This is a genomic window from Bacillus sp. S2(2024) (genome assembly GCF_050474045.1).
Lineage (GTDB): Bacteria > Bacillota > Bacilli > Bacillales > Bacillaceae_G > Bacillus_A > Bacillus_A yunxiaonensis.
The window spans coordinates 4,102,891-4,124,911 of record NZ_JBFLUS010000003.1 but is presented as its reverse complement, the minus strand read 5'-3'; the positions used below and the strand labels follow the sequence as shown (position 1 = coordinate 4,124,911).

Below are 22,021 nucleotides of genomic sequence, written 5' to 3'. Positions count from 1 at the left end.
AATACTTCTTTATTAGATGTTTTCTGTTATATCCATGAAAAAGGGAGTGAATTTTGTGGATTCTACGCAAAGAATTTTAGCCTCATGCTGTTATTTTAGTATTTTCGTGGCCCCTTTTTTATTCCCTATTGTTGTGTATTTTGTTGTTCCTCATGATGATGTGAAATTCCATGCAAAGAGAGCTTTTATATCACATTTACTACCGTTCCTTTGTTTATTTATTGCCTTCTTACTTGTATTTGTTATGAACATACGAGAGCAAAGTGGTGCAATTGTCCTCGCTGCTATGTTGTTATTTGGTCTTATGAATCTTGTTATTTTTATATGGAATATTGTGAAAGGTGTACAGATGCTTGTGAATGAGTAAATGACGCCGCTGCCTTTGGACAATTATATCCTAGCTTCAAGATTTGGAGAAATCGAAGAGCTTTAAGATGAGGGATAATGGCTTGTAAGAGCCCGATTGGTTCAACTAACCATTCGTGGGAAAAGCGTTTCTGAATGGAAGTTTCACTGTACCCCGCTCTAACAAGCAGTAAGCAAAGGTGGAAATTCGAGGAGAATGACTGCTTGTAAGAGCCCGATTGGTTCAACTAACCATTCGTAGGAAAGACACCTCCGAATGGAAGTTTCACTGTATCTCTACTTGGTATTTTTTTCTGTTTTGGAGTATTATTGTTGATATATGTAGTTTGGACTGTAATTGTCTCTAATGAAAAGGAAGTGTAAGGAATATGAGATGGATTCTATCACTTATTGTGAATAGTATTGTGTTAATCGCTGTATCAGGTCTTCTTAAAATATTTGCACCGGGTGCGTTTGAAATAGCGAATATACAAACAGCAATTATTGCAAGCGTCATTTTAGCAGTTTTAAATGTAATTGTGAAACCGTTCTTAATTTTAATTACGCTGCCAATTACGATATTAACATTTGGTTTCTTTTTAATTGTCATTAATGCGATTACGTTAGAAATTACAGATTGGGTGCTGGGCGATGCTTTTAATTTATCGGGGTTTGGAGCAGCGATTATTGCGGCAATCTTTATTTCGATTTTAAACATGTTAATTGATAAAGTGATTGTGGAACCATTGTCTGAGAAAAAATAAGTGGACAGTATAAGTATCCGACAAAACGTAAAACATTTTGCGCAAAGCGTGGAATGTTTTTTTCTTTTTCAAAAGAAACCGTATTTCTTGTTTTCAGAAAAAAATGGTACAATAGCGGATAGAGTGGTAGTACGCTGCCTAGATATATTCCGCAACGTGGAGGTTTATATATGCCAAAAGTTCGAACGAAAGATTTAATTGAACATTTTCATTTAGAACTAGTAAGCGGTGAAGAAGGAATTCATCGTCCGATTGATACAAGTGATTTATCACGACCTGGAATTGAAATGGCGGGATTTTTCACATATTATCCAGCGGATCGTGTGCAGCTTCTTGGGAAAACAGAGCTTACTTTTTTTGATACATTAACAGAAGAACAAAAACAAGCGCGTATGCAAGCACTTTGTACAGAAGAAACACCGTGTATTATCGTAACACGTGGTCAAGATGTACCTGAGGAATTAATGCAAGCATCTCGTCAGACTGGTGTGCCCCTGTTGCGTTCACCGTTAAAAACAACACGCTTATCAAGCCGCTTGACGAATTACTTAGAAAGTAAATTAGCACCAACAACAGCAATTCATGGTGTATTAGTTGATATTTATGGTGTTGGTGTAATGATTACAGGACAAAGTGGTGTCGGGAAAAGTGAAACAGCACTTGAGCTTGTGAAACGCGGACATCGACTTGTAGCTGATGATAGTGTAGAAATTCGTCAAGAAGATGATGATACACTAGTCGGAAGTTCACCGGAGTTAATTGAGCATTTACTTGAAATTCGCGGGCTTGGCATCATTAACGTTATGACGCTATTTGGTGCAGGTGCAGTGCGTAATCATAAACGTATTTCAATGGTAATTAATCTTGAGATTTGGGATCAAAAGAAAAACTACGATCGCCTTGGTTTAGATGAAGAGAAAATGAAAATCATTGATACAGATATTACAAAGATTACACTTCCGGTACGACCTGGTCGAAACTTAGCCGTTATTATTGAGGTGGCAGCGATGAATTTCCGTTTAAAACGAATGGGTGTCAATGCAGCGCAGCAATTTTCAGAGCGTCTTATGAGTGCAATTGAATTAGGAGATCAAAATTAATATAAGTGAAACTTCCATTAGTAGAGGGAGAGTTTCTCCTCGACTGATAGAAAGAGAAAGGGAGTGAAGAATATGCTATTAGGATCTGTACCACAGCTTGATCGTGTGGCGATTCATCTCGGGCCGTTTCCGATTTATTGGTACGGTGTAATTATCGGCTCTGGTGTCTTACTTGGATTATGGCTCGCAACTCGGGAAAGTGATCGCCTTGGTATTCCAAAAGACACATTTATTGATTTAGTATTGATTGCGGTGCCAATTGCAATCCTTTGTGCACGTGCATACTATGTTATTTTCGAATGGGGTTATTATTCACAACATCCAATCGAAATTGTTAGGATTCGTCAAGGTGGCTTAGCAATTCATGGCGGATTAATTGGAGCGGTTCTTACAGGAATTGTATTTGCGAAAAAACGCGGCCTTTCTTTTTGGAAGCTGGCGGATATCGCCGCGCCAAGTATTTTACTTGGACAAGCGATTGGACGCTGGGGAAACTTTATGAACCAAGAAGCACATGGCGGTGAAGTAACGCGGCAATTTCTCGAAAATTTACATTTACCACAGTTTATTATAAATCAAATGTATATTGATGGTGTATATTATCAGCCGACATTCTTATATGAATCATTATGGAATTTTGCTGGGGTTATTTTACTTTTACTCCTTCGTAAAGTAAATTTACGCCGCGGTGAACTATTCTTTACATATTTAATTTGGTATTCTGTCGGCCGCTGCTATATCGAAGGATTGCGTACGGACAGCTTAATGCTCGGCCCGCTTCGCGTTGCACAAGTTATATCAATTGCCATAATTATCGTCTCTATTATTTTCATTGTTGTGAGACGAAAAATGGGGTATGCGGATAAACGATATTTAGAACAATAATGATATAACTTTGTGATTCGGTACATGAGTCGGGTTAAATGAAAAAAAGTAGCGTCATATATGCGGCGCTGCTTCTTTTCTTATCCCCGCTCTAACAAGCAGTGAGCGAAGGTGGAAATGCGAGAAGGGGAACTGCTTGTAAGAGTCCGATTGGTTCAACTAACCATTCGAAGGAAAAGCGTCTTCGAATGGAAGTTTCACTTTATCATACAACAACTAAGGGTGGCGAAAAGATGAAAATTAATACAGTGTTATTTGATTTGGATGGAACATTGATTAATACAAACGAACTTATTATCTCTTCATTTTTGCATACATTAGAAAAATATTATCCAAATCAATATAAACGTGAAGATGTACTGCCATTTATTGGTCCATCATTGCACGATACATTTAGTAAAATCGACGAGAACCGAGTGGAAGAACTTATTCAATGTTATCGTGACTTCAACCACGAACATCATGATGAATTAGTAGAAGAGTATGAAACAGTGTATGAAACTGTACAGGAACTTCGTGAAAAAGGTTATAAAGTTGGGATTGTAACAACAAAGGCACGCAAAACTGTCGAAATGGGATTACAGCTATCGAAATTAAAACAATTTTTTGATGTTGTGGTAACGATTGATGATGTAGAACATGTGAAACCACATCCAGAGCCAATTCAAAGAGCACTTCAGTTATTAGAGGCAAAGCCGGAAGAAGCTTTGATGGTAGGCGATAACCATCACGATATTGTTGGTGGACAAAATGCCGGCGTGAAGACAGCTGCTGTTGCATGGACAATTAAAGGACGCGAATATTTAGAATCTTACAAGCCTGATTATGTGTTAGAAAAAATGAGTGACTTATTAACAATCTTGCCTCATTAATCGTTCTCTTACGAGCGGCTGAACATTAGGTAAAGCTCAGCAGTTAAGCGGGAGCACAAAAAGGGAGCGAGTAAAGTGCGACGGACAACGCGCTATCCGGTATCAGGAGCAAATTCATTATGGAATGTATATAAAACGGTCTCATTTTGGAAAGTGATGAAAAACTTCATTGTGATCCAAATCGCGCGTTATACCCCTTTTTTACGTATGAAAAATTGGTTATATCGCACATTTTTGCGAATGCAAATTGGGGAGAAAACTTCTTTTGCACTTATGGTTATGCCAGATATTATGTTCCCAGAGAAAATTACAGTTGGACGTAATTCCGTTATTGGCTATAATACAACGCTATTAGCTCATGAATATTTAATTACAGAATATCGCCTTGGTGAAATTATTATTGGAGACGAAGTAATGATTGGTGCAAATTCGACTATTTTACCTGGCGTTGTCATTGGAGACGGAGCAATTGTGTCAGCTGGGACACTTGTTCATCGTGATGTGCCGAGCGGTGCTTTCGTTGGTGGGAATCCGATGCGAATTATTTATACGAAAGAGGAAATGGCAGCGAGAGAAGGGAAATGTTAGGAATGTAACATTTCCCTTCTCTTTTCGGGAATAAAAAGGAAATATTTGTGCATAATATACTGTTTTGTTTTTTGAGGAATCGTTTATACTTAGAGATAGAAGAATGAAATAATGGAGGATCTATGGGGAAAAATCAAGAAATTCGTAAAGAAAACGGACAAGTTATTTCTTTTAATCAATTAGCTGACTTCTTTTATGATAAAGGTATGAAGGCTTACCGCAATCATCATTTAGAAGATGCAATTAAATATTTTAAGAGAGCGGCACAAGGTCGGAAAGAGCCGTTTATTTTATGTCAATTAGCAACCGCATTATCGGAAGCGGGAGAGTATCACGAATCAAATCAAATCTTATTACAAATTGTTCGTACGGGTGAAAAAATAGAAGAATGCTATTATTTTATGGCAAATAATTATGCGTACCTTGGGTTATTCCAGCAAGCGAAAAAGTACGCAGAGCGGTATTTAGAAATTGCAACGGATAAAGAATTTATTGCTGAAACAATGGAACTTCTAGAGATCATTGAAGAAGAAGAAATGGATGCGCCGGAATTAGAAGATGAAGATGGATTAATTGTGATGCAAGAGCAAGCGAATCATTATATTCGTAATGGTCAATTAGAAGAAGCGATTGCGACGCTTGAAGGTGTCATAACGGAATATCCTGAGTTTTGGTCAGCTCATAATAACTTAGCAATCGCACATTTTCAGCTTGGAAATGTTGATCAAGCGTTGAAAATGACAGAGCTGATTTTAGAGAAAAATCCAGGAAATATTCATGCGTTATGTAATACGCTTATTTTTCTATATTCTATTGGGGAATATAAGCAAGTAGAAAAGTTAGCAGAGCAATTGGAAACGGTGTACCCGATGTCGTTTGAACATCGAGTGAAACTAGGGACAACCTTTGCGACAATTGGTCGTTTTGAAAGTGCATATAAATGGTTAAAAGCGTTAAAGCGTCAAGGTTACGAAGGTGATGTTAGCTTTTATTATTGGTTTGCATATTCTGCCTATATGGTAAAGGATGAGCAAACAGCTGAGAAGATGTGGATGCATGTAGTGGAATTACATCCTGATAAAAAGGGAAAAGAACCTTGGAATGCTATTAATTTAGTAGATGAAGGTCAAAATATATTATTCCGGGAGCTTCAGCAATCGTTTCAGAAAAGCGAAACCTTGGAAGAACAAATGCTGGCTTTATATTTAATGAATGAACTGACAACACCAGAGAAGCTTGGCTTTTTCTTTGATGTAATGCAATCTCCTAATCGTGTTCCAATTGTATCGCAACTAGCGAACTATTTCTTTTTAATTAACAGTCATAAAAGTATTCCAGGAGAGCTGCAGCAGTTTGAACAATGTATTCGCATTGCAGACGCTTTATACAATTATACGAAAAAAGACGATGAGCTTATTGAAGAATGTCTACATCTTTGGTTTTGTACATTTATACGTTTATACACGAGCGGAACATCTTTTACAAATGTATATGGCTGGTCAGCAGCAGTTGAATATATTGTACGCGGCGAGTGCCAAGATAAGCTGACGCAGGCAGAGCTTGGGAATATATATAATGTATCGGTAGCGACTGTACGAAAATATGTGCAAGCAGTAAGACGTTTGCATGCATAAAGTGAAACTTCCATTCGAAGATACTTTTCCTTCGAATGGTTAGTTGAACCAATCGGGCGTATGCTCTCACCTATCTTCCTAATTTCGGGGGTCTTACTGCCCGTGAATAGCGGGATAAATGCAAGCAAATCATTGGGAAAAATCGATTGCGAACAGTATAATGAGGGTATTAAAAGAGCGATAAGAACAGGAGATGAACAATATGGCGGAAGAAAAAATTTATGATGTAATTATTATCGGAGCTGGTCCAGCAGGGATGACAGCAGCTGTGTATACATCTCGTGCGAACTTAAGCACGTTGATGCTTGAACGCGGTATCCCGGGCGGACAAATGGCGAATACAGAAGAAGTAGAAAACTATCCAGGATATGACCATATTTTAGGGCCGGACTTATCAAACAAAATGTTTGAACATGCGAAGAAATTTGGTGCAGAATACGCATATGGCGATGTGAAACAAGTTATTGATGGGAAAGAATATAAAACGGTTGTCGCTGGAAAGAAAGAATATAAAGCACGTGCAATTATTGTAGCGAGCGGTGCGGAATATAAGAAAATTGGCGTGCCAGGAGAGAAAGAGCTTGGTGGCCGCGGCGTATCATACTGTGCTGTATGTGACGGTGCATTCTTTAAAGGTAAAGAGCTTGTTGTTGTGGGCGGTGGTGACTCAGCTGTTGAAGAAGGTGTGTATTTAACACGCTTTGCAACGAAGGTAACGATTGTTCACCGTCGTGATCAATTACGTGCACAAAAGATTTTACAGGACCGTGCTTTCCAAAATGAAAAAATTGATTTCATTTGGAATCATACTGTAAAAGAAATTAACGAAGCAAACGGAAAAGTAGGCAGCGTAACACTTGTGGATGTAAACAGCGGTGAAGAGCAAGAGTTTAAAACAGATGGCGCATTTATCTATATCGGTATGTTACCACTTTCTAAACCATTTGCAGAGCTAGGTATTACAAATGAAAATGGTTATATTGAAACAAATGAACGTATGGAAACAAAAGTTCCTGGTATTTTCGCAGCTGGTGATATTCGTGAAAAAATGCTTCGTCAAATTGTAACAGCAACTGGTGACGGAAGTATTGCAGCGCAAAGTGCACAGCATTATGTGGAAGAACTATTAGAAGAATTAAAAGAAGCAAATAAATAAGACGCCCCGTAGAGGATGCGTGATAGGAAAGCTACCTTCTTTGTAAGGTGGCTTTTTTTGTGTTTATCCCGCTCTAACAAGCAGTAAGCAAAGGTGGAAATTCAAGGAGAATGACTGCTTGTAAGAGCCCGATTGGTTCAACTAACCATTCGTAGGAAAAGCGTTTCCGAATGGAAGTTTCACTGTATCCCGCTCTAACAAGCAGTAAGCAAAGGTGAAAGTTATGGGAGTAGAACTGCTTGTAAGAACCCGATTGGTTCAACTAACCATTCGAAGAAAAGCATCTTCGAGTGGAAGTTTCACTTTATTTCAATTACTTACCATTTTTATTCATATTTTTTATGTTTTTTACTAAAAATACAAAAAGGTAGATTGGTTGACAAGATTACTTGAACATACAGTGATTATCTTTGCTTTTCTACTTTATCTCGCTCTAACAAGCAGTAAGTGAAGGTGGAAATTCTGGGAGTAGAACTGCTTGTAAGAACCCGATTGATTCAACTAACCATTCAGAAGAAAGGCATTTCCGAATGGAAGTTTCACTGTATCCCGCTACTTTACCTTATTTGGAGGTGTCAATATGAAAGTATCCGTATTTATTACTTGTCTTGGAGATGTTTTTTATCCAGAGGTAGGAAAAGATGTTGTTGAAATTCTCGAAGATTTAGGTTGTGAAGTCGACTTCCCCAAAGACCAAACCTGCTGTGGTCAACCTGCTTATAATAGCGGTTATCAAAAAGAAACGAAAACAGCTGCAAAACATATGATTGAAGCATTTGCTGGTTCAGAATATGTTGTAGCGCCATCCGGGTCTTGTGTCATGATGGTTCACGAGTTTTCAAGTTTATTTTCTGAAAGTGAAACAGAATGGAAGCAAAAAGCTACTGAACTGGCAAATAAAACATATGAATTTACACAATTTCTTGTAGAAGTGTTAGGTAAAGAAGATTTAGGTGCGGAACTTCATAAAAAAGCAACTGTTCATACATCTTGTCATATGAGCCGGTTAATGGGTATTAAGGAACCTCCTCAAAAGTTATTAAAACATGTAAAAGGGTTGGAAGTTGTTCCATTATCACACAATTATGATTGCTGTGGATTCGGCGGTACATTCTCAGTGAAGATGGCAGAGATATCTGAGCAAATGGTTGATGAAAAAGTGAAACATATTATGGAAACAGGTGCGGAAGTGTTAATCGGGATGGATTGCAGCTGTTTAATGAATATAAAAGGTCGATTAACCCGTCATGGTTATCCAATTGAGATAAAGCATATTGCACAAGTATTAAATGAAGATAGAAAGGGGATATAAAAATGGGAATGAAGATTGGAAACGATCCCTTTCATAAACGTACTGAAACGGCCATTGGTGATCAATTCATGAGAAGGGCTGTTGCGAAAGCGCAAGACGGCCTTAGGGGTAAGAAACTAAAAGCAACTGAGAGTCTTGGGAATTGGGAAGAATGGCGATCTTTAGGAGAAGAGATTCGAAAGCATACATTAGAAAACCTTGATTATTATTTATATCAACTCAGTGAAAATGTTGAGAAAAACGGAGGCTTTGTTTATTTCGCAGAGACTGCTGAAGAGGCAAGGGAATATGTAAAGGGTATTATAAAAAAGAAAAACGCGAAAAAAATTGTAAAGTCAAAATCTATGGTAACGGAAGAAATCAGTCTAAATGAAGCAATTGAAGAAGTTGGCGGGGAAGTATTAGAAACGGACCTTGCAGAATTTATTTTACAAATTAATGACCATGATCCGCCATCACATATTGTTGTTCCTTGTCTTCATAAAGATAAAGAAAGTATTTGCGAGTTGTTTAAAGAAAAAATAGGGTATACCGGACCAGCTGATCCTGAAAAAATGGCGAGGTTTGTACGGAACTATTTGCGTAATGACTTTTTAACAGCGGATGTAGGAGTGACTGGATGTAATTTTGCTGTTGCAGAGTCCGGGTCTGTTTCGATTGTAGCAAATGAAGGGAATGCGAGGTTAGTTACGACCATTCCGAAAACGTTAATTACCGTTATGGGGATGGAACGGATTGTCCCAACATGGGAGGAGCTGGATGTGTTAGTAACACTCCTATGCCGAAGTTCTGTAGGGCAAAAGTTAACAAGTTATATTACAGGCTTAACGGAACCTGGAGGGACAGATGGACCTGAGGAATTTCATTTAGTAATTGTTGATAATGGGCGTTCCAATATTTTAGGAACAGAATTCCAAAGTGTCCTTCAATGTATTCGTTGCGCTGCATGTATTAATGTATGTCCAGTATATCGTCACATCGGAGGTCATGCATACGGTTCTATCTATCCAGGCCCGATCGGTGCTGTATTGACGCCGCTTTTAGGCGGGTATGATGAGTATAAGGACCTGCCTTATGCCTCTAGTCTTTGTGGTGCTTGTACGGAAGCATGTCCGGTAAAAATACCTTTACACGAATTGTTAATTCGACATCGCCGACAGATTGTGGAAGATGCGAAGAAGTCTCCTTTAGCTTGGGATATGGCTATGAAAGGTTTTGAAAAAGTGGCGAATAGCTCGAGGTCGTTCTCTCTTGCGGCGAGGACAGCTCCGTACGCATTAAAGCCTTTTATAAAAGGAGATAAAATTGAACGCGGGGTAGGGCCGTTAAAGGCTTGGACAAAAGCAAGAGACTTCCCGGCTCCGAAAAAACAACCGTTTAGAGATTGGTTTGAAAAACGGTCAAGGGAGGAGAAATAATGGCTATTCAAAATCGTGAGAAATTTTTATCTAAATTATCAGAAAAATTAGGGAGGAAACGTCCAGAAGCAGTAAAGAAGCCAAGCTGGTCACTTTCTCCGCAATGGAGTATTTTTGACGGATTAACACAAGATGAACTTATACTGAAGTTAATTGAACAATGCAAGGATATTCATACAGAAGTTCAGCGAACAACAAAGGCGAATCTTGCTGAAACATTACAATCCTTTATGAAAGAATGGAATATAAAATCAGTTATTTATTCTCATGATGAACGTTTCGATGCATATAATCTTAGTGATTCTTTTACAAATGACGATGCAACACGTTTTCATAAATGGGACTTAAATCATAAAGAAGAGAGTATTGAATTTGCAAAAACAGCTGATGTTGGAATTACGTTCAGTGATATTACTCTCGCTGAATCAGGAACCGTTGTTTTATTTAATGAGGGTACGAGAGGGAGGCCTGTTAGTCTTCTTCCTGAATCATATATCGCAATTGTCCCGAAAAGTACGATTGTGCCAAGGTTAACACAAGCTACAAAGATGATTCATAGTAAAAATATGGAAGATGGAGAAATCCCAGCCTGTTTGAACTTCATTTCTGGTCCATCTAACAGTGCTGACATTGAAATGAATCTTGTCGTAGGTGTGCATGGACCAATAAGAACAGCATATATTATTGTGGATGATCAATAATTGTACAAGATCTCTTCCTGGTATCTGCCATCTGCACATAAAAGCCAGCGTGGTTCAACTAACCTTTCATGAAAAAAGCGTTCATGAAAGGAAGTTACACTTTATCCCGCTCTAACAAGCAGTAAGCAAAGATGAGAGTACAAGAAGAGGAACTGCTTGTAAGAACCCGATTGGTTCAACTAACCTTTTGGAGAAGAACGCTCCAAAAGGAAGTTTCACTTTATTTTTCACTGAATGGTGATGGGAATAGTCTCCCATCATCCTTTTTATTTGTTATGGGCCGGGCGTTCCTTCATTGTGACAAACTGTATTTGATAGTATAATGAAGTGAGTATATAATAGGGATTTCCCTGTTATAAGTAGCTGAGGTGAGAAGCTTGCAAAGAGTGACAAACTGTGTGTTAATCAAGGATAATGAAGTTCTCCTATTACAAAAACCTCGTCGGAATTGGTGGGTTGCTCCAGGTGGAAAGATGGAGCGCGGCGAAACAGTAAGAGAGTCGGTTGTTCGTGAATATCGCGAAGAAACGGGTATTTATTTAAAAAATCCAACATTAAAAGGTGTCTTTACTTTCGTGATCCAAGAAGGGGATAAGGTTGTTTCTGAATGGATGATGTTTTCCTTCTTAGCTACAGATTTTGCAGGAGAAAATAAATTGCAAAGCGAAGAAGGGATAATAGGCTGGCATACAGTTGATAAGATTGATGAGCTGCCAATGGCGCCAGGAGATTATCATATTATTGATTATTTAATTAAAGGAAATGGTATTATTTACGGTACATTTGTATATACACCAAATTTTGAATTACTTTCGTATCGATTAGATCCGAGTTAAACCATAAGGGGGGATATGATGGACGCACATAATGATATTAAAATGGTCATTATTACAGGAATGTCCGGAGCAGGAAAGACAGTTGCCCTGCAAAGCTTTGAGGATTTAGGATATTTTTGTGTGGATAATTTACCGCCCATGTTGTTGCCGAAGTTTGTTGAATTAATGGCAGATTCGAAAGGGAAAATGAATAAAGTAGCGCTCGGTATCGATTTGCGTGGCCGAGAGTTCTTTGATCACTTATGGGGAGCGCTTGATGATTTAACGGAGCGCACATGGATTATTCCTCATATTTTATTTTTAGATGCAAAAGATAGCACGCTTGTAACTCGTTATAAAGAAACAAGGCGTTCACATCCACTTGCTCCAACAGGTCTTCCGTTGAAAGGAATAGAAGCAGAGCGTACGCTGTTAACAGATATGAAGGCGCGCGCGAATATTGTACTTGATACGTCAGACTTAAAACCGAAAGAGTTAAGAGAAAAGATTGTTCAATTATTCTCAACTGAGAGTGAGCAAGCATTTCGTGTGAACGTGATGTCATTTGGATTTAAATATGGTATTCCAATTGATGCTGATTTAGTATTTGATGTTCGTTTTTTACCGAATCCATACTATATTCCACACATGAAGCCGTTAACAGGTCTTGATGAGGAAGTATCGTCCTATGTGCTGAAGTTTAATGAAACGCATAAATTTCTTGAGAAGTTAACAGACCTTATTTCCTTTATGCTTCCACATTATAAGCGAGAAGGAAAAAGTCAACTTGTCATTGCAATTGGATGTACAGGAGGGCAACATCGATCCGTTACGCTTGCAGAATATTTGACGAAACATTTGAAGCAAGAGTGTCCAACTCATGTATCTCATCGTGATGTGGAGAAGAGAAAGGGACATTAAGCGATGGGAAAAGAGAGGAAACCGAAAATCGTTATTATGGGGGGCGGAACTGGTCTATCCGTTTTACTGCGTGGTTTAAAAAAGTATCCTGTTGATATTACAGCAATTGTAACAGTTGCTGATGATGGGGGAAGTTCTGGAAGACTTCGTGATCAGTTAGAAATCCCACCTCCTGGAGACATCCGCAACGTACTTGTTGCGTTGTCCGATGTGGAGCCTCTTGTCGAGGCGTTATTCCAACATCGTTTTACATCGGGGGAAGGGTTAACGGGGCATGCGCTTGGTAATTTATTGTTAGCTGGAATGACAGCTATTACAGGCGATTTCTTTCATGCTATTACGGAGACAAGTAAAGTGTTAAATGTAAGGGGACGTGTGCTTCCGGCTGCGAATCAAAGTGTTGTTTTGCATGCGGAATTGGAAGATGGACAAATTGTAAGCGGGGAATCTAAAATTCCGTATTCCGGCAAAAAAATTAACCGTGTCTTTTTAACACCAGGGGAAGTAGAACCGCTTCATGAAACATTAATGGAAATTCAAAGAGCTGATTTACTTGTATTTGGGCCAGGTAGTCTGTATACAAGCATTTTGCCGAATTTAATGGTGAAAAAAATTGGCGATGCAGTCCTTCGTGCGAAAGCGAAGAAAGTATATGTCTGTAATGTAATGACCCAAGCTGGTGAAACAATGGGATATACAGCGTTTGATCATGTGAAAGCATTGCATGATCATCTTGGAGAAGCGTTTATTGATATAACAATAGTAAACGATGAGCCAATTCCGGCTGCATTATTAGGACGTTATGCAGAAGAAATGTCGGAGCCAGTTGTAATTGATGAAGGGCATTTTAAAGCGCAAAATATTAATTTGATTAAAGATCGTTTAGTAAAGTATGATGATCAAGTTGTACGTCATGATACAGTAAAACTAGCTTCGATTTTACATTCGTTAATATAAATTGTAAGCTTGAAGGAATAGTGAATGAGCTTGCATGGTGAAGGCGTTACTTCTTTGGAGTAACGCTACAAATTCATTTAGGGCATGAAAATAATTATAATTTTATATTTTGTCAGGAGGTGAAATGGTTGTCATTTGCATCAGAAACAAAAAAAGAGCTGACAAAGCTTGAAATGAAGGGGTGCTGTGAGAGGACAGAGCTATCAGCATTACTTCGGATGAACGGTTCACTCTCCTTTTCAAATCGCCGTGTAATTATTGATATTCAAACGGAAAATGCAGCGATTGCTCGAAGAATTTATACATTATTGAAAAAAGGGTATAACGTTACAGTTGAGTTGCTTGTACGTAAGAAAATGCGCCTAAAGAAAAATAATGTGTATATCGTTCGTTTAGTTGAAAAAGCACGTGAGATTTTATCGGATTTGCATATTGTACGAGAGGACTTTTCGTTCATTCGTAATATTTCACAAGAATTAATTGAGAAAAAGTGTTGTAAACGTTCATACTTACGCGGTGCGTTTTTAGCTGGTGGTTCTGTTAATAATCCAGAAACATCATCATATCATTTAGAGATTTTCTCGTTATACAAAGAACATAATGATGCGATATGTGAACTTATGAACGAATTTGCATTAAATAGTAAAACGTTAGAAAGGCGAAAAGGGTATATTACGTATTTAAAGGAAGCGGAAAAGATTACCGAATTCTTAAATATTATTGGTGCTCATAATGCCCTTTTAAGGTTTGAAGATATTCGCATTGTGCGCGATATGCGTAATTCTGTAAATCGTCTTGTGAACTGCGAAACAGCAAACTTAAATAAAACGATTGGTGCAGCATTAAGGCAAATCGAAAATATTCGTTACATTGAAGAAACAGTTGGTCTAGATTTTTTACCAGATAAATTACGTGAAATCGCAGAACTGCGTATCAATTATCAAGATGTTACATTGAAAGAATTGGGGGAAATGGTATCCGGGGGGAACATTAGTAAATCGGGTATCAACCATCGTTTGCGTAAAATCGATGACATTGCTGATAAATTACGTGCTGGAGAAGCGGTTGTAAAAAAATAAAAGATAAAGGGGAATGGAGCTGTGGTTCAAAAACAGGTAGAGGTGTTGTTGAAAGCTGGATTGCAAGCACGTCCGGCAGCGTTGTTTGTACAAGAAGCAAATCGTTTTCAAGCCGATATTTTTATGGAGAAAGACGGAAAAACGGTCAATGCTAAGAGTATTATGGGGATTATGAGCTTAGCAATCGGAGCTGGATGCAAAGTTACAATTACTACAGAAGGATCAGATGAAACAGCAGCATTAGAAGCACTTGTGGCTTATGTGCAAAAGGAACAATAAAAAAGAGCTATCGCGAATGCGCGATAGCTCTTTTTGTAATCCGCTTTTATTAGCGATTTGTAAAGATTTTGTCGATTAAGCCGTATTCTAATGCTTTGTCTGCTGTCATGAAGTTGTCACGCTCTGTGTCGCGCTCGATTACTTCTAAATCTTGACCTGTACGTTCAGAAAGAATTTTGTTTAATTTATCACGCAAGAATAGGATGCGTTTTGCAGCGATTTCGATTTCTGTCGCTTGTCCTTGTGCACCGCCAAGTGGTTGGTGAATCATAACTTCACTGTTTGGAAGAGCGAAACGCTTTCCTTTTTCACCAGCAGCAAGTAGGAAAGCACCCATAGATGCAGCCATACCGATGCAAATTGTAGATACTTTTGGTTTAATGAATTGCATTGTATCGTAAATTGCCATACCTGCTGTAATAGAGCCACCAGGACTGTTGATATATATATGAATATCTTTTTCTGGGTCTTGTGATTCTAAGAATAAAAGCTGAGAAACGATTGAGTTTGCTACGTTGTCATCAATTGCGCTACCAAGCATAATGATGCGGTCTTTTAATAAACGAGAGTAAATGTCGTAAGCGCGTTCTCCGCGATTTGTTTGTTCAATAACTGTAGGGATTAAATTCATGTGTAACTTCCTCCTTTAACACATTTGTTAGTTTTATAATACAATTATGGTCAATAAAGGTCAAACGAAACCACTTCAGTTTAAAAAATATGTATGTGTATCATGTTAATTCGCTACTGATAAGGAATTCCCTTCTTCTATACCTTCATCATCATAACCGAATTGTATGAATTTAAACATATCAAACATGGAGAAAGACTGCTACAAAAAAGAACGCCGTTACATATATAAGCGTTCTTTTCTCTCTTATTCTTTAAGTAGATACGTTACTTTATTTAAAATTTCTTCTATCTTCTTTGCATTATTTGCATACATGCTGCTAGCGGCATTTGATTTCGTTTCTAAAGAAAATAGTTCGAGATCAGCATGACACTTTTTTAAGGAAGCAAGTAATAATGGCTTGTCTTGAGGGGAAGGCATTTGGATTTTATCGTTGTATATGTCGACAGTTAGTTGTCCGTAAGAATCGACTTGTCCGATGAAAACATTATCTAATGCAACCCCAATTTTTTCGAGCTCCGTGCGAAGCCAAGCGCGGTTATGGCCGCTAGCTGAAAGAGGTTCATCTAGTATGTTTCCATCCATAATGACTGTGTGCGTTTCTTTTTCATTTGGTACTTTTAAGCCGACGTCTTTTGCGGTTAGTGGTTGTCTGTCTTTCTTAAGTAAAACGTTTAATTCCCCGCTGGGTTCTAGTACAGCGTATTCAACATCATTTATGTTAAAGACATCTTTTTTTCGAAGAAGCTCTAGTAGTTCATCACTTGTATATTTTTCCTTTTTTAAATTATCTTCGAGTACTTTGCCATCTTTTATAAAAATAGTGGATTTACCTTCAAAAAAATCTCGTACCGTCTTATTTTTTAAGGAAATCAGTCCTGCGAAAAAAGGTATGACAGTAAAAACCATCATACTAGAAATACCGTGGAAGAAGTTTTGTTCCAATCCTGTCGATACTTCTGCAGCGATATCACCAATCGTCATACCGGCTATGTATTCAAAAAAGGAAAGTTGAGAGATTTGTCTTTTGCCAAGCCATTTCGTAATGGCGAATAAAACAACTAAGACACATAAAGAACGTATAATGACAAGCGGCCATTCTGGTATGTGAATGTTAGGCATATAAAGTCCCTCCAGTCTTCTTAAAATCCTTTATATTGTGGTTCTTCTAGTTCCAATGCTGAAACTCGTCTTTGTAAATCAGCGATGACACTATCCATTTCTATCATGCATTCATGAAAAACGCGTTTTGCTTCTTCGTCAGCAGCGTTTTGTGAAAGTGTACTTAAATTTGCCTGTGCGCCTTTTAAGCTGGCAAGGCATGTTTTTACACTAGCGACAACGGTCATAGGAACACCTCTTATCCTTTTGGTTTAAATAATAAAGCTCCGATAAAACCGAAGATAATCGCGGCAGATACACCGGCGCTTGTTACTGCAAACATTCCTGTTATAACTCCAATGATGCCATGCTTATCCGCTTCTGCCAGCGCACCGTGAACAAGGGCGTTACCGAAGCTTGTAATAGGAACTGTTGCACCGGCCCCGGCAAAATCAATTAATGGCTCATACAAATTGAGTCCGTCTAATATGGCACCAATGACAACAAGCGTTGACATTGTATGAGCGGGGGTAAGTTTAAAGACATCAAACATAATTTGACCAATCACACAAATGGCGCCGCCAATTACGAAAGCCCAAAAAAAGATCATTTATTGTACACCTCCAACTTCAATGGATACTGCATGGGCGATGCATGGAATTGTTTCTTGCTGCTGGAAAGTTAATGGGGAAAGTAAAGCGCCGGTAGCGACTACGAGCATTTTGCTGAATTCCCCTTTCTTCATGCGATTTAATAAATGCCCATACACGACAGTGGCTGAACAGCCTGGACCGCTCGCTCCTGCTAAAATCGGTTGATCGTCCCTATAAATGAGTAATCCGCAATCTTGAAACTGTTCGCTTGTTACAGATGTTCCTTGCTTACGCAGTAAATCAAAAGCAATTTCGCGTCCTACATGACCGAGATCACCTGTTACAATTAAGTCATAGTAGGATGCATCAATTTGTCGTTCTCTTAAATGTGCTTCTATTGTATCGACAGCAGCGGGCGCCATGGCACCTCCCATATTAAATGGATCTGATAAACCCATATCAATAACTCGTCCAATTGTTGCTGATGTAACGTAAGGTCCGTCTCCTTGATCACTTAATAAAGCAGCCCCTGCTCCAGTTACTGTCCACTGAGCGGTAGGGGGCTTTTGTCCTCCGTATTCAGTTGGATATCGGAATTGCTTTTCAACAGCGGTATTATGGCTAGAAGCTCCTGTTAATAAGTATTTTGCTCCTTTTCCATTTACAATACTTGCCCCTAAAGCTAGGCCTTCCATTGAAGTAGAACAAGCTCCAAACAATCCAAGATAAGGAGCGCCGAGTGTTCGGGAAGCAAAACTTGAGGGAGTGATTTGATTGATAAGATCTCCTGCTAGAATAAATTGAATATCTTCTTTACGCAGTTTTGCTTTTTCTGTTGCCCTGCTGCAAGCTTCTTCGAATAAAATTCGATGTGCTTTTTCATAGGAGTCTTGTCCTAACCATAAATTATCATGCAATGTATCGAAATCTTCAGGGATGTTTCCGTTTGCTTCGAATGGTCCGCCGATGACACCAGTTGATATAATTACCGGCTTATTTTCAAATACCCATGTTCGGTGACCTTGTAACATTTAAAACCCTCCCCATTGAACTAAAATGGTTTTAATAAGTGCGATGACAAAAGCGGAAAATACACCAAATAAAATAACGGATCCTGCTAACTTAAACATATTCCCGCCTACCCCAAGAACAAAGCCTTCTGTACGGTGTTCAATACAAGCTGCGATGACTGAATTTCCAAAGCCGGTAACAGGAACAGCTGTACCAGCCCCGGCAAATTGAGCTAGTCGATCGTACACACCAAAGCCTGTTAGGAGCATGGAAATAAAAATCATTGTAGCTACAGTCGGATTACCTGCTGACCTTTCAGTGAAATCGAAATACGTAATATAAAACGTAGAAATAAGTTGACCGATTAAGCAAATAAACCCGCCGACAAAAAAAGCTTTTATACAATTTTTCAGAACAGGCCGTTTCGGTTCACGCTGCTTTTCAAATTGTTTATACTCTTGCTGTGCTGGTGTTAAATCTTTATTTCTCTTTGACATATGAATCCTTCCTTTTCTGTTTTGAAAAGTATCATTACGTATCGGAATGCATTTCTTTTTTCACTATTTTTAGTTGTTTTTTTACTTCCTCCTTATCTAATTCTTTATTTTTAATCTTGGTATCTAACTTATCGAGTAACGTAAAAATTTTTTTATCCGTACTTACATAAATTTTTACATTAGGATACATCTTTTTTAATGTTTGTTTTATTTCTTTTCGTAGTTTCTTTAGCTGAAAGCGTTCACGATGCTTTGGTTTAACAGCTACATAAAGTTCGTTATTGAAATTAACAGCTTTTACTTCAAGTATTTCATCCATAGCAAGAATCTTATTTTTCGCTTCATTCGCTGCCGATTGATCAATGGATTCTATGTTTACCTTTGTTAGTTTCGCATCTGTTTTATTTCTTTTTTGTGTTGATTCTTGCTTTACTTGTTTATCTAATGGACTGTGACATCCGCATAGGAAACCGAATAAGAGAAGGAATAACAAGGAGATTGTTCCGAATTTTCGCATGGTATCATTCCATTTCTATTGCTTTATGTAATTGGATTTGAAAAAAGGATGATATTGTATCACCCTTTTTTCAGCTAATCAGAAAGTATACATATAATAATGAGCTAGCCTATGTGTGTAGGCATACATTGATAAGTATCATTCTGTTTTGTTGGTATACTGGCTTGTGGATGACCAATTTTTCTTATGTTGTTATTGCTGTGTATATTGAGGCTCTTCTTGTTCAACTTCTTGAACACGCGGAGATAAAGACTCAATAATTGATTGTGTTTGTTGAGCTGCACTTTGGAATAATTGCTTTGCTTGTTGGTTATCAGTATCAAGAGCAAATCCTTCTAAGCTTGCTTGTGCACTTTTTAATCCTGAAACAGTTTGTTTAAGTTTTGTAATTACAGTCATAACGTAATTCCTCCTCTGGTTGAATTTGATTTCAATCATTAGAGTTTGTGAATAGGCACTGAAATATAATTACCAATTTTAGGTTTATTTGAAGGCGTATCATTTTTAATTTTAAAAAATACAAGAAAGCTAACATGGATAATAATGGAGGAGATATTAAATAATAAGGAATAGAAGAATTTAGTTCTTCTATCCACCATTATGCAGCCCGTTAGCATGAAGCTAGCGGGTTTTTCGTATTATATATAATAAATTTCTAAATATAGATTGCAGATTTTTTATTGTGAATATTTTCGAAAACTACATAGTTTATATTTTGTTGTTCAAAATATTATGTATCAATTAAAATAAGGAGAATAAAAAAATAGCAATTAAAAGGAGAAAAAGTTATGGATCATCATACTTTAGTTAGATGGTTGGAAGCAGTATTAATCATACTAGCATTGGTTGCAATTTGGTTTTCTGCAAGTAACTTCAGTAGTGTGAAGCGGTTTTTAATTGGTCGCCCTATGCGAACATCGGAGCTTCATGCGCACCATAACAAGTTATTTTGGTTGATTGCACTGCCTATCCTTTCAGCAGATTTGTATTCATCCGTTGCATATGGACCTGAATCAGGGATAACAGAGCTTGTAGGGCTTGGTCCTGATGCGAAATGGTTGATTTTACCCATTACCATTTCTACTATCGTTCTTTTGACGATTTTGATTGTATCGTATATTATGGGGATTTTGGCATATCCGAACGGCGGGGGAGCGTATGCCATTGCAAAAGATAACTTTAAGCCGCGATGGGTTTCTCTCGTTGCTTCTAGTTCGTTGCTCGTTGACTATGTGTTGACCGTGGCTGTATCTGTATCTGCAGCTATAGAAGCTGTTTCATCTGCTTACCCTGTTGTTGCACCTTATGAAACGATTTTGGCCATTTTGTGTGTTGTTCTCTTAGTACTTGTGAACTTGCGAGGAGTAGCAGAATCAGCTCGAGTTTTTGCTTGGCCGACGTTTGGTTTTATGATTTGTATGTTAATTTTAATTTTTACCGGCTTTTTTGATGAGTTTCGTCACGGATTTGTACAATCAACTACACCACCCCTTGGAACGGTTCCAGAGGGATTAACAACATTATTGATTTTGAAAGCGTTCAGCTCAGCTTGTTCGGCGCTTACAGGAATTGAGACAATTTCAAATGCAGTTCCTATTTTTAGAGAACCACAGCAAAAAAACGCAATTAAAACTTATATTGCTTTAGGTAGTATCACAGCTGTGACATTGTTAGGATTTTCGTATCATTTATACGTGAAAGGGATTACGCCAGATCCGCATAACACGATGTTGTCTCAGTTGACTGGCATGTATTTTGGACACGGAATTTTATATCAACTCATTATATGGTTTACGTTTATTGTTTTGATTTTAGCGGCGAATTCTACATTTACAGGATTTTCTCAGCTTGCTGCAATTGTAGCAGCAGATGGATTTTTGCCCCGAAGTTTGACAAACCGCGGAGACCGTTTAGGGTATTCAAATGGAATTATTGTATTAGCATCATTGGCATGTATTTTGATTATCTCGTTTCATGCGCATACGAATGCTTTAATTCCATTGTATGCGATCGGTGTTTTCCTTTCATTTACAGTAGCGCAAATTGGTTTGATGCGCCGCTGGAAACGAATTAAAGGGCCGAATTGGAAAGTTAAGCTTACGATTAATACAGTTGGTGCGGTTATTACATCAATAGTCGCTGTTATTTTCGCTGTTACAAAGTTTACAGGCGGCGCTTGGGTTGTATTAGTTGTATTGCCTATTATTATTTTTATCTCAATGGCTATTCACAAGCATTATGAAGATGTTGCGAAAGAACTGCGCATTGATATGCAGAGCATACGTCCAGAAGCAAGCAATGTTGTTACTCTTGTTTTAGTTTCAGGCGTTCATCGTGTTGTGAACAATACGATTTCCTTTGCGAAAAGCTTAGATGTTGATCCGATTGCTGTATACGTTGGTTTCGATGAGCAATCTATAGATAAAATGGAGAAGAAGTGGGAAGACTGGGGAAATCCTTGTCGACTAGTAGTTCTTCGCAGTAAATATCGTTCTCTTCTTGAACCATTGAATCGTCTTATTAAAACAATAGAGGCGAAGCAAGAAAATGGGGGGCATATCCATATTGTTATCCCTCAGTTTATTCCGCACAAATGGTGGCATCATGTATTACATAACCAAAGTGCACTTCTTTTACGAATGTGGTTTATTCGTCATAAAGATATCGTGATTACAACGGTTCCATATCATTTGCATAAATAATTTATTTCGGTTATTTATGAATTTACTACTGATAATTTGAGTTATAGGCCTGCGTCTTCAATTGACGCGGGCGTTTCTTTATTGTATGAACGGATAAGGTTGAAGGAAGAGAAGTGTAGGATGTAAGAGTGGCTTTGTAAACT

25 protein-coding genes are annotated in these 22,021 nt (G+C 38.1%); 17 read left to right on the top strand and 8 right to left on the bottom strand.

From position 1 onward, the window contains the following. Positions 1-34 precede the first annotated feature (34 nt). The 16 genes from AB1284_RS21040 (at position 35) to AB1284_RS20965 (ending at position 14,826) form a co-directional block, all read left to right on the top strand. A complete protein-coding gene (locus tag AB1284_RS21040) occupies positions 35-367 on the top strand; it encodes a hypothetical protein (RefSeq protein ID WP_429753144.1) in 333 nt (110 codons plus the stop codon). 367 nt (positions 368-734) lie between these two features. Then, entirely contained in the window at positions 735-1,109 is a 375-nt protein-coding gene (locus AB1284_RS21035) for a phage holin family protein (RefSeq protein ID WP_336482312.1), read from the top strand. 170 nt (positions 1,110-1,279) lie between these two features. After that, positions 1,280-2,209: an HPr(Ser) kinase/phosphatase gene (hprK, locus tag AB1284_RS21030; RefSeq protein ID WP_429753145.1), complete on the top strand. Its 930-nt coding sequence runs from the start codon at positions 1,280-1,282 to the stop codon at positions 2,207-2,209. 72 nt (positions 2,210-2,281) lie between these two features. Continuing rightward, positions 2,282-3,094 carry a prolipoprotein diacylglyceryl transferase gene (gene lgt, locus AB1284_RS21025; protein ID WP_429753146.1) on the top strand — a complete coding sequence of 271 codons (813 nt, stop codon included), beginning with the start codon at positions 2,282-2,284 and terminating at the stop codon, positions 3,092-3,094. A gap of 233 nt (positions 3,095-3,327) precedes the next feature. Then, the gene (ppaX, locus tag AB1284_RS21020) at positions 3,328-3,966 is read left to right on the top strand and encodes a pyrophosphatase PpaX (RefSeq protein WP_429753147.1); all 639 of its coding nucleotides are present in this window, start codon (positions 3,328-3,330) and stop codon (positions 3,964-3,966) included. Between the two features lie 75 nt (positions 3,967-4,041). Then, complete coding sequence (locus tag AB1284_RS21015) at positions 4,042-4,554, top strand: acyltransferase (RefSeq protein ID WP_336482315.1); 513 nt, start codon at positions 4,042-4,044, stop codon at positions 4,552-4,554. A 122-nt stretch (positions 4,555-4,676) separates the two neighbouring features. Next, positions 4,677-6,188 (top strand): tetratricopeptide repeat protein, encoded by a 1,512-nt coding sequence (locus tag AB1284_RS21010; RefSeq protein WP_429753148.1) that lies wholly within the window; start codon positions 4,677-4,679, stop codon positions 6,186-6,188. Between the two features lie 202 nt (positions 6,189-6,390). Next, positions 6,391-7,344: a thioredoxin-disulfide reductase gene (gene trxB, locus AB1284_RS21005; RefSeq protein ID WP_429753149.1), complete on the top strand. Its 954-nt coding sequence runs from the start codon at positions 6,391-6,393 to the stop codon at positions 7,342-7,344. A 580-nt stretch (positions 7,345-7,924) separates the two neighbouring features. After that, entirely contained in the window at positions 7,925-8,656 is a 732-nt protein-coding gene (locus AB1284_RS21000; RefSeq protein WP_429753150.1) for a (Fe-S)-binding protein, read from the top strand. A gap of 2 nt (positions 8,657-8,658) precedes the next feature. Further along, entirely contained in the window at positions 8,659-10,074 is a 1,416-nt protein-coding gene (locus tag AB1284_RS20995) for a LutB/LldF family L-lactate oxidation iron-sulfur protein (protein WP_429753151.1), read from the top strand. Beyond that, positions 10,074-10,775, top strand: coding sequence for a LutC/YkgG family protein (locus tag AB1284_RS20990; RefSeq protein ID WP_429753152.1), 702 nt, complete (start codon positions 10,074-10,076; stop codon positions 10,773-10,775). The genes AB1284_RS20995 and AB1284_RS20990 overlap by 1 nt, the downstream gene beginning before the upstream one ends. A 377-nt stretch (positions 10,776-11,152) precedes the next feature. Further along, positions 11,153-11,611, top strand: coding sequence for an NUDIX hydrolase (locus AB1284_RS20985; protein ID WP_098308417.1), 459 nt, complete (start codon positions 11,153-11,155; stop codon positions 11,609-11,611). 18 nt (positions 11,612-11,629) lie between these two features. Then, complete coding sequence (gene rapZ / locus AB1284_RS20980; protein WP_429753153.1) at positions 11,630-12,511, top strand: RNase adapter RapZ; 882 nt, start codon at positions 11,630-11,632, stop codon at positions 12,509-12,511. 3 nt (positions 12,512-12,514) lie between these two features. Next, on the top strand, positions 12,515-13,468 hold the full coding sequence (locus tag AB1284_RS20975; RefSeq protein ID WP_429753154.1) for a gluconeogenesis factor YvcK family protein: 954 nt from the start codon (positions 12,515-12,517) through the stop codon (positions 13,466-13,468). 128 nt (positions 13,469-13,596) lie between these two features. Next, positions 13,597-14,547, top strand: coding sequence for a DNA-binding protein WhiA (whiA, locus tag AB1284_RS20970; RefSeq protein ID WP_429753155.1), 951 nt, complete (start codon positions 13,597-13,599; stop codon positions 14,545-14,547). Between the two features lie 21 nt (positions 14,548-14,568). Then, positions 14,569-14,826, top strand: a complete 258-nt coding sequence (locus tag AB1284_RS20965; RefSeq protein WP_377880264.1) for an HPr family phosphocarrier protein — start codon at positions 14,569-14,571, stop codon at positions 14,824-14,826. A 49-nt stretch (positions 14,827-14,875) separates the two neighbouring features. Here AB1284_RS20965 and clpP read toward each other — a convergent pair whose 3' ends face one another. The 8 genes from clpP to AB1284_RS20925 form a co-directional block, all read right to left on the bottom strand. After that, positions 14,876-15,457, bottom strand: coding sequence for an ATP-dependent Clp endopeptidase proteolytic subunit ClpP (gene clpP / locus AB1284_RS20960; RefSeq protein WP_098308426.1), 582 nt, complete (start codon positions 15,455-15,457; stop codon positions 14,876-14,878). Positions 15,458-15,703: 246 nt separating this feature from the next. Continuing rightward, positions 15,704-16,579, bottom strand: a complete 876-nt coding sequence (locus AB1284_RS20955; RefSeq protein ID WP_429753156.1) for a DUF421 domain-containing protein — start codon at positions 16,577-16,579, stop codon at positions 15,704-15,706. Positions 16,580-16,599: 20 nt separating this feature from the next. Further along, the gene (locus tag AB1284_RS20950) at positions 16,600-16,806 is read right to left on the bottom strand and encodes a DUF1657 domain-containing protein (RefSeq protein WP_429753157.1); all 207 of its coding nucleotides are present in this window, start codon (positions 16,804-16,806) and stop codon (positions 16,600-16,602) included. 11 nt (positions 16,807-16,817) lie between these two features. Then, a complete protein-coding gene (gene spoVAE, locus AB1284_RS20945; protein ID WP_429753158.1) occupies positions 16,818-17,168 on the bottom strand; it encodes a stage V sporulation protein AE in 351 nt (116 codons plus the stop codon). Next, the gene (gene spoVAD, locus AB1284_RS20940; RefSeq protein WP_429753159.1) at positions 17,169-18,182 is read right to left on the bottom strand and encodes a stage V sporulation protein AD; all 1,014 of its coding nucleotides are present in this window, start codon (positions 18,180-18,182) and stop codon (positions 17,169-17,171) included. After that, positions 18,183-18,659, bottom strand: a complete 477-nt coding sequence (gene spoVAC, locus AB1284_RS20935) for a stage V sporulation protein AC (protein ID WP_429753160.1) — start codon at positions 18,657-18,659, stop codon at positions 18,183-18,185. It abuts the gene before it with no gap. Between the two features lie 34 nt (positions 18,660-18,693). Then, the gene (locus AB1284_RS20930) at positions 18,694-19,176 is read right to left on the bottom strand and encodes a YhcN/YlaJ family sporulation lipoprotein (RefSeq protein ID WP_429753161.1); all 483 of its coding nucleotides are present in this window, start codon (positions 19,174-19,176) and stop codon (positions 18,694-18,696) included. Between the two features lie 192 nt (positions 19,177-19,368). Continuing rightward, complete coding sequence (locus tag AB1284_RS20925; protein WP_336482332.1) at positions 19,369-19,575, bottom strand: DUF1657 domain-containing protein; 207 nt, start codon at positions 19,573-19,575, stop codon at positions 19,369-19,371. Positions 19,576-19,964: 389 nt separating this feature from the next. Between AB1284_RS20925 and AB1284_RS20920 the strand changes: the two genes are divergently transcribed. Continuing rightward, positions 19,965-21,878 carry an amino acid permease gene (locus AB1284_RS20920; protein WP_429753162.1) on the top strand — a complete coding sequence of 638 codons (1,914 nt, stop codon included), beginning with the start codon at positions 19,965-19,967 and terminating at the stop codon, positions 21,876-21,878. The last annotated feature ends 143 nt before the right edge of the window (positions 21,879-22,021 follow it).

Coding starts and splice junctions, on each gene's coding strand:
- AB1284_RS21040 (WP_429753144.1), top strand. CDS start 35: ATGAAAAAGGGAGTGAATTTTGTGGATTCTACGCAAAGAATTTTAGCC.
- AB1284_RS21035 (WP_336482312.1), top strand. CDS start 735: ATGAGATGGATTCTATCACTTATTGTGAATAGTATTGTGTTAATCGCT.
- hprK (WP_429753145.1), top strand. CDS start 1,280: ATGCCAAAAGTTCGAACGAAAGATTTAATTGAACATTTTCATTTAGAA.
- lgt (WP_429753146.1), top strand. CDS start 2,282: ATGCTATTAGGATCTGTACCACAGCTTGATCGTGTGGCGATTCATCTC.
- ppaX (WP_429753147.1), top strand. CDS start 3,328: ATGAAAATTAATACAGTGTTATTTGATTTGGATGGAACATTGATTAAT.
- AB1284_RS21010 (WP_429753148.1), top strand. CDS start 4,677: ATGGGGAAAAATCAAGAAATTCGTAAAGAAAACGGACAAGTTATTTCT.
- trxB (WP_429753149.1), top strand. CDS start 6,391: ATGGCGGAAGAAAAAATTTATGATGTAATTATTATCGGAGCTGGTCCA.
- AB1284_RS21000 (WP_429753150.1), top strand. CDS start 7,925: ATGAAAGTATCCGTATTTATTACTTGTCTTGGAGATGTTTTTTATCCA.
- AB1284_RS20995 (WP_429753151.1), top strand. CDS start 8,659: ATGGGAATGAAGATTGGAAACGATCCCTTTCATAAACGTACTGAAACG.
- AB1284_RS20990 (WP_429753152.1), top strand. CDS start 10,074: ATGGCTATTCAAAATCGTGAGAAATTTTTATCTAAATTATCAGAAAAA.
- rapZ (WP_429753153.1), top strand. CDS start 11,630: ATGGACGCACATAATGATATTAAAATGGTCATTATTACAGGAATGTCC.
- AB1284_RS20975 (WP_429753154.1), top strand. CDS start 12,515: ATGGGAAAAGAGAGGAAACCGAAAATCGTTATTATGGGGGGCGGAACT.
- clpP (WP_098308426.1), bottom strand. CDS start 15,457: ATGAATTTAATCCCTACAGTTATTGAACAAACAAATCGCGGAGAACGC.
- AB1284_RS20955 (WP_429753156.1), bottom strand. CDS start 16,579: ATGCCTAACATTCACATACCAGAATGGCCGCTTGTCATTATACGTTCT.
- AB1284_RS20950 (WP_429753157.1), bottom strand. CDS start 16,806: ATGACCGTTGTCGCTAGTGTAAAAACATGCCTTGCCAGCTTAAAAGGC.
- spoVAE (WP_429753158.1), bottom strand. CDS start 17,168: ATGATCTTTTTTTGGGCTTTCGTAATTGGCGGCGCCATTTGTGTGATT.
- spoVAD (WP_429753159.1), bottom strand. CDS start 18,182: ATGTTACAAGGTCACCGAACATGGGTATTTGAAAATAAGCCGGTAATT.
- spoVAC (WP_429753160.1), bottom strand. CDS start 18,659: ATGTCAAAGAGAAATAAAGATTTAACACCAGCACAGCAAGAGTATAAA.
- AB1284_RS20930 (WP_429753161.1), bottom strand. CDS start 19,176: ATGCGAAAATTCGGAACAATCTCCTTGTTATTCCTTCTCTTATTCGGT.
- AB1284_RS20925 (WP_336482332.1), bottom strand. CDS start 19,575: ATGACTGTAATTACAAAACTTAAACAAACTGTTTCAGGATTAAAAAGT.
- AB1284_RS20920 (WP_429753162.1), top strand. CDS start 19,965: ATGGATCATCATACTTTAGTTAGATGGTTGGAAGCAGTATTAATCATA.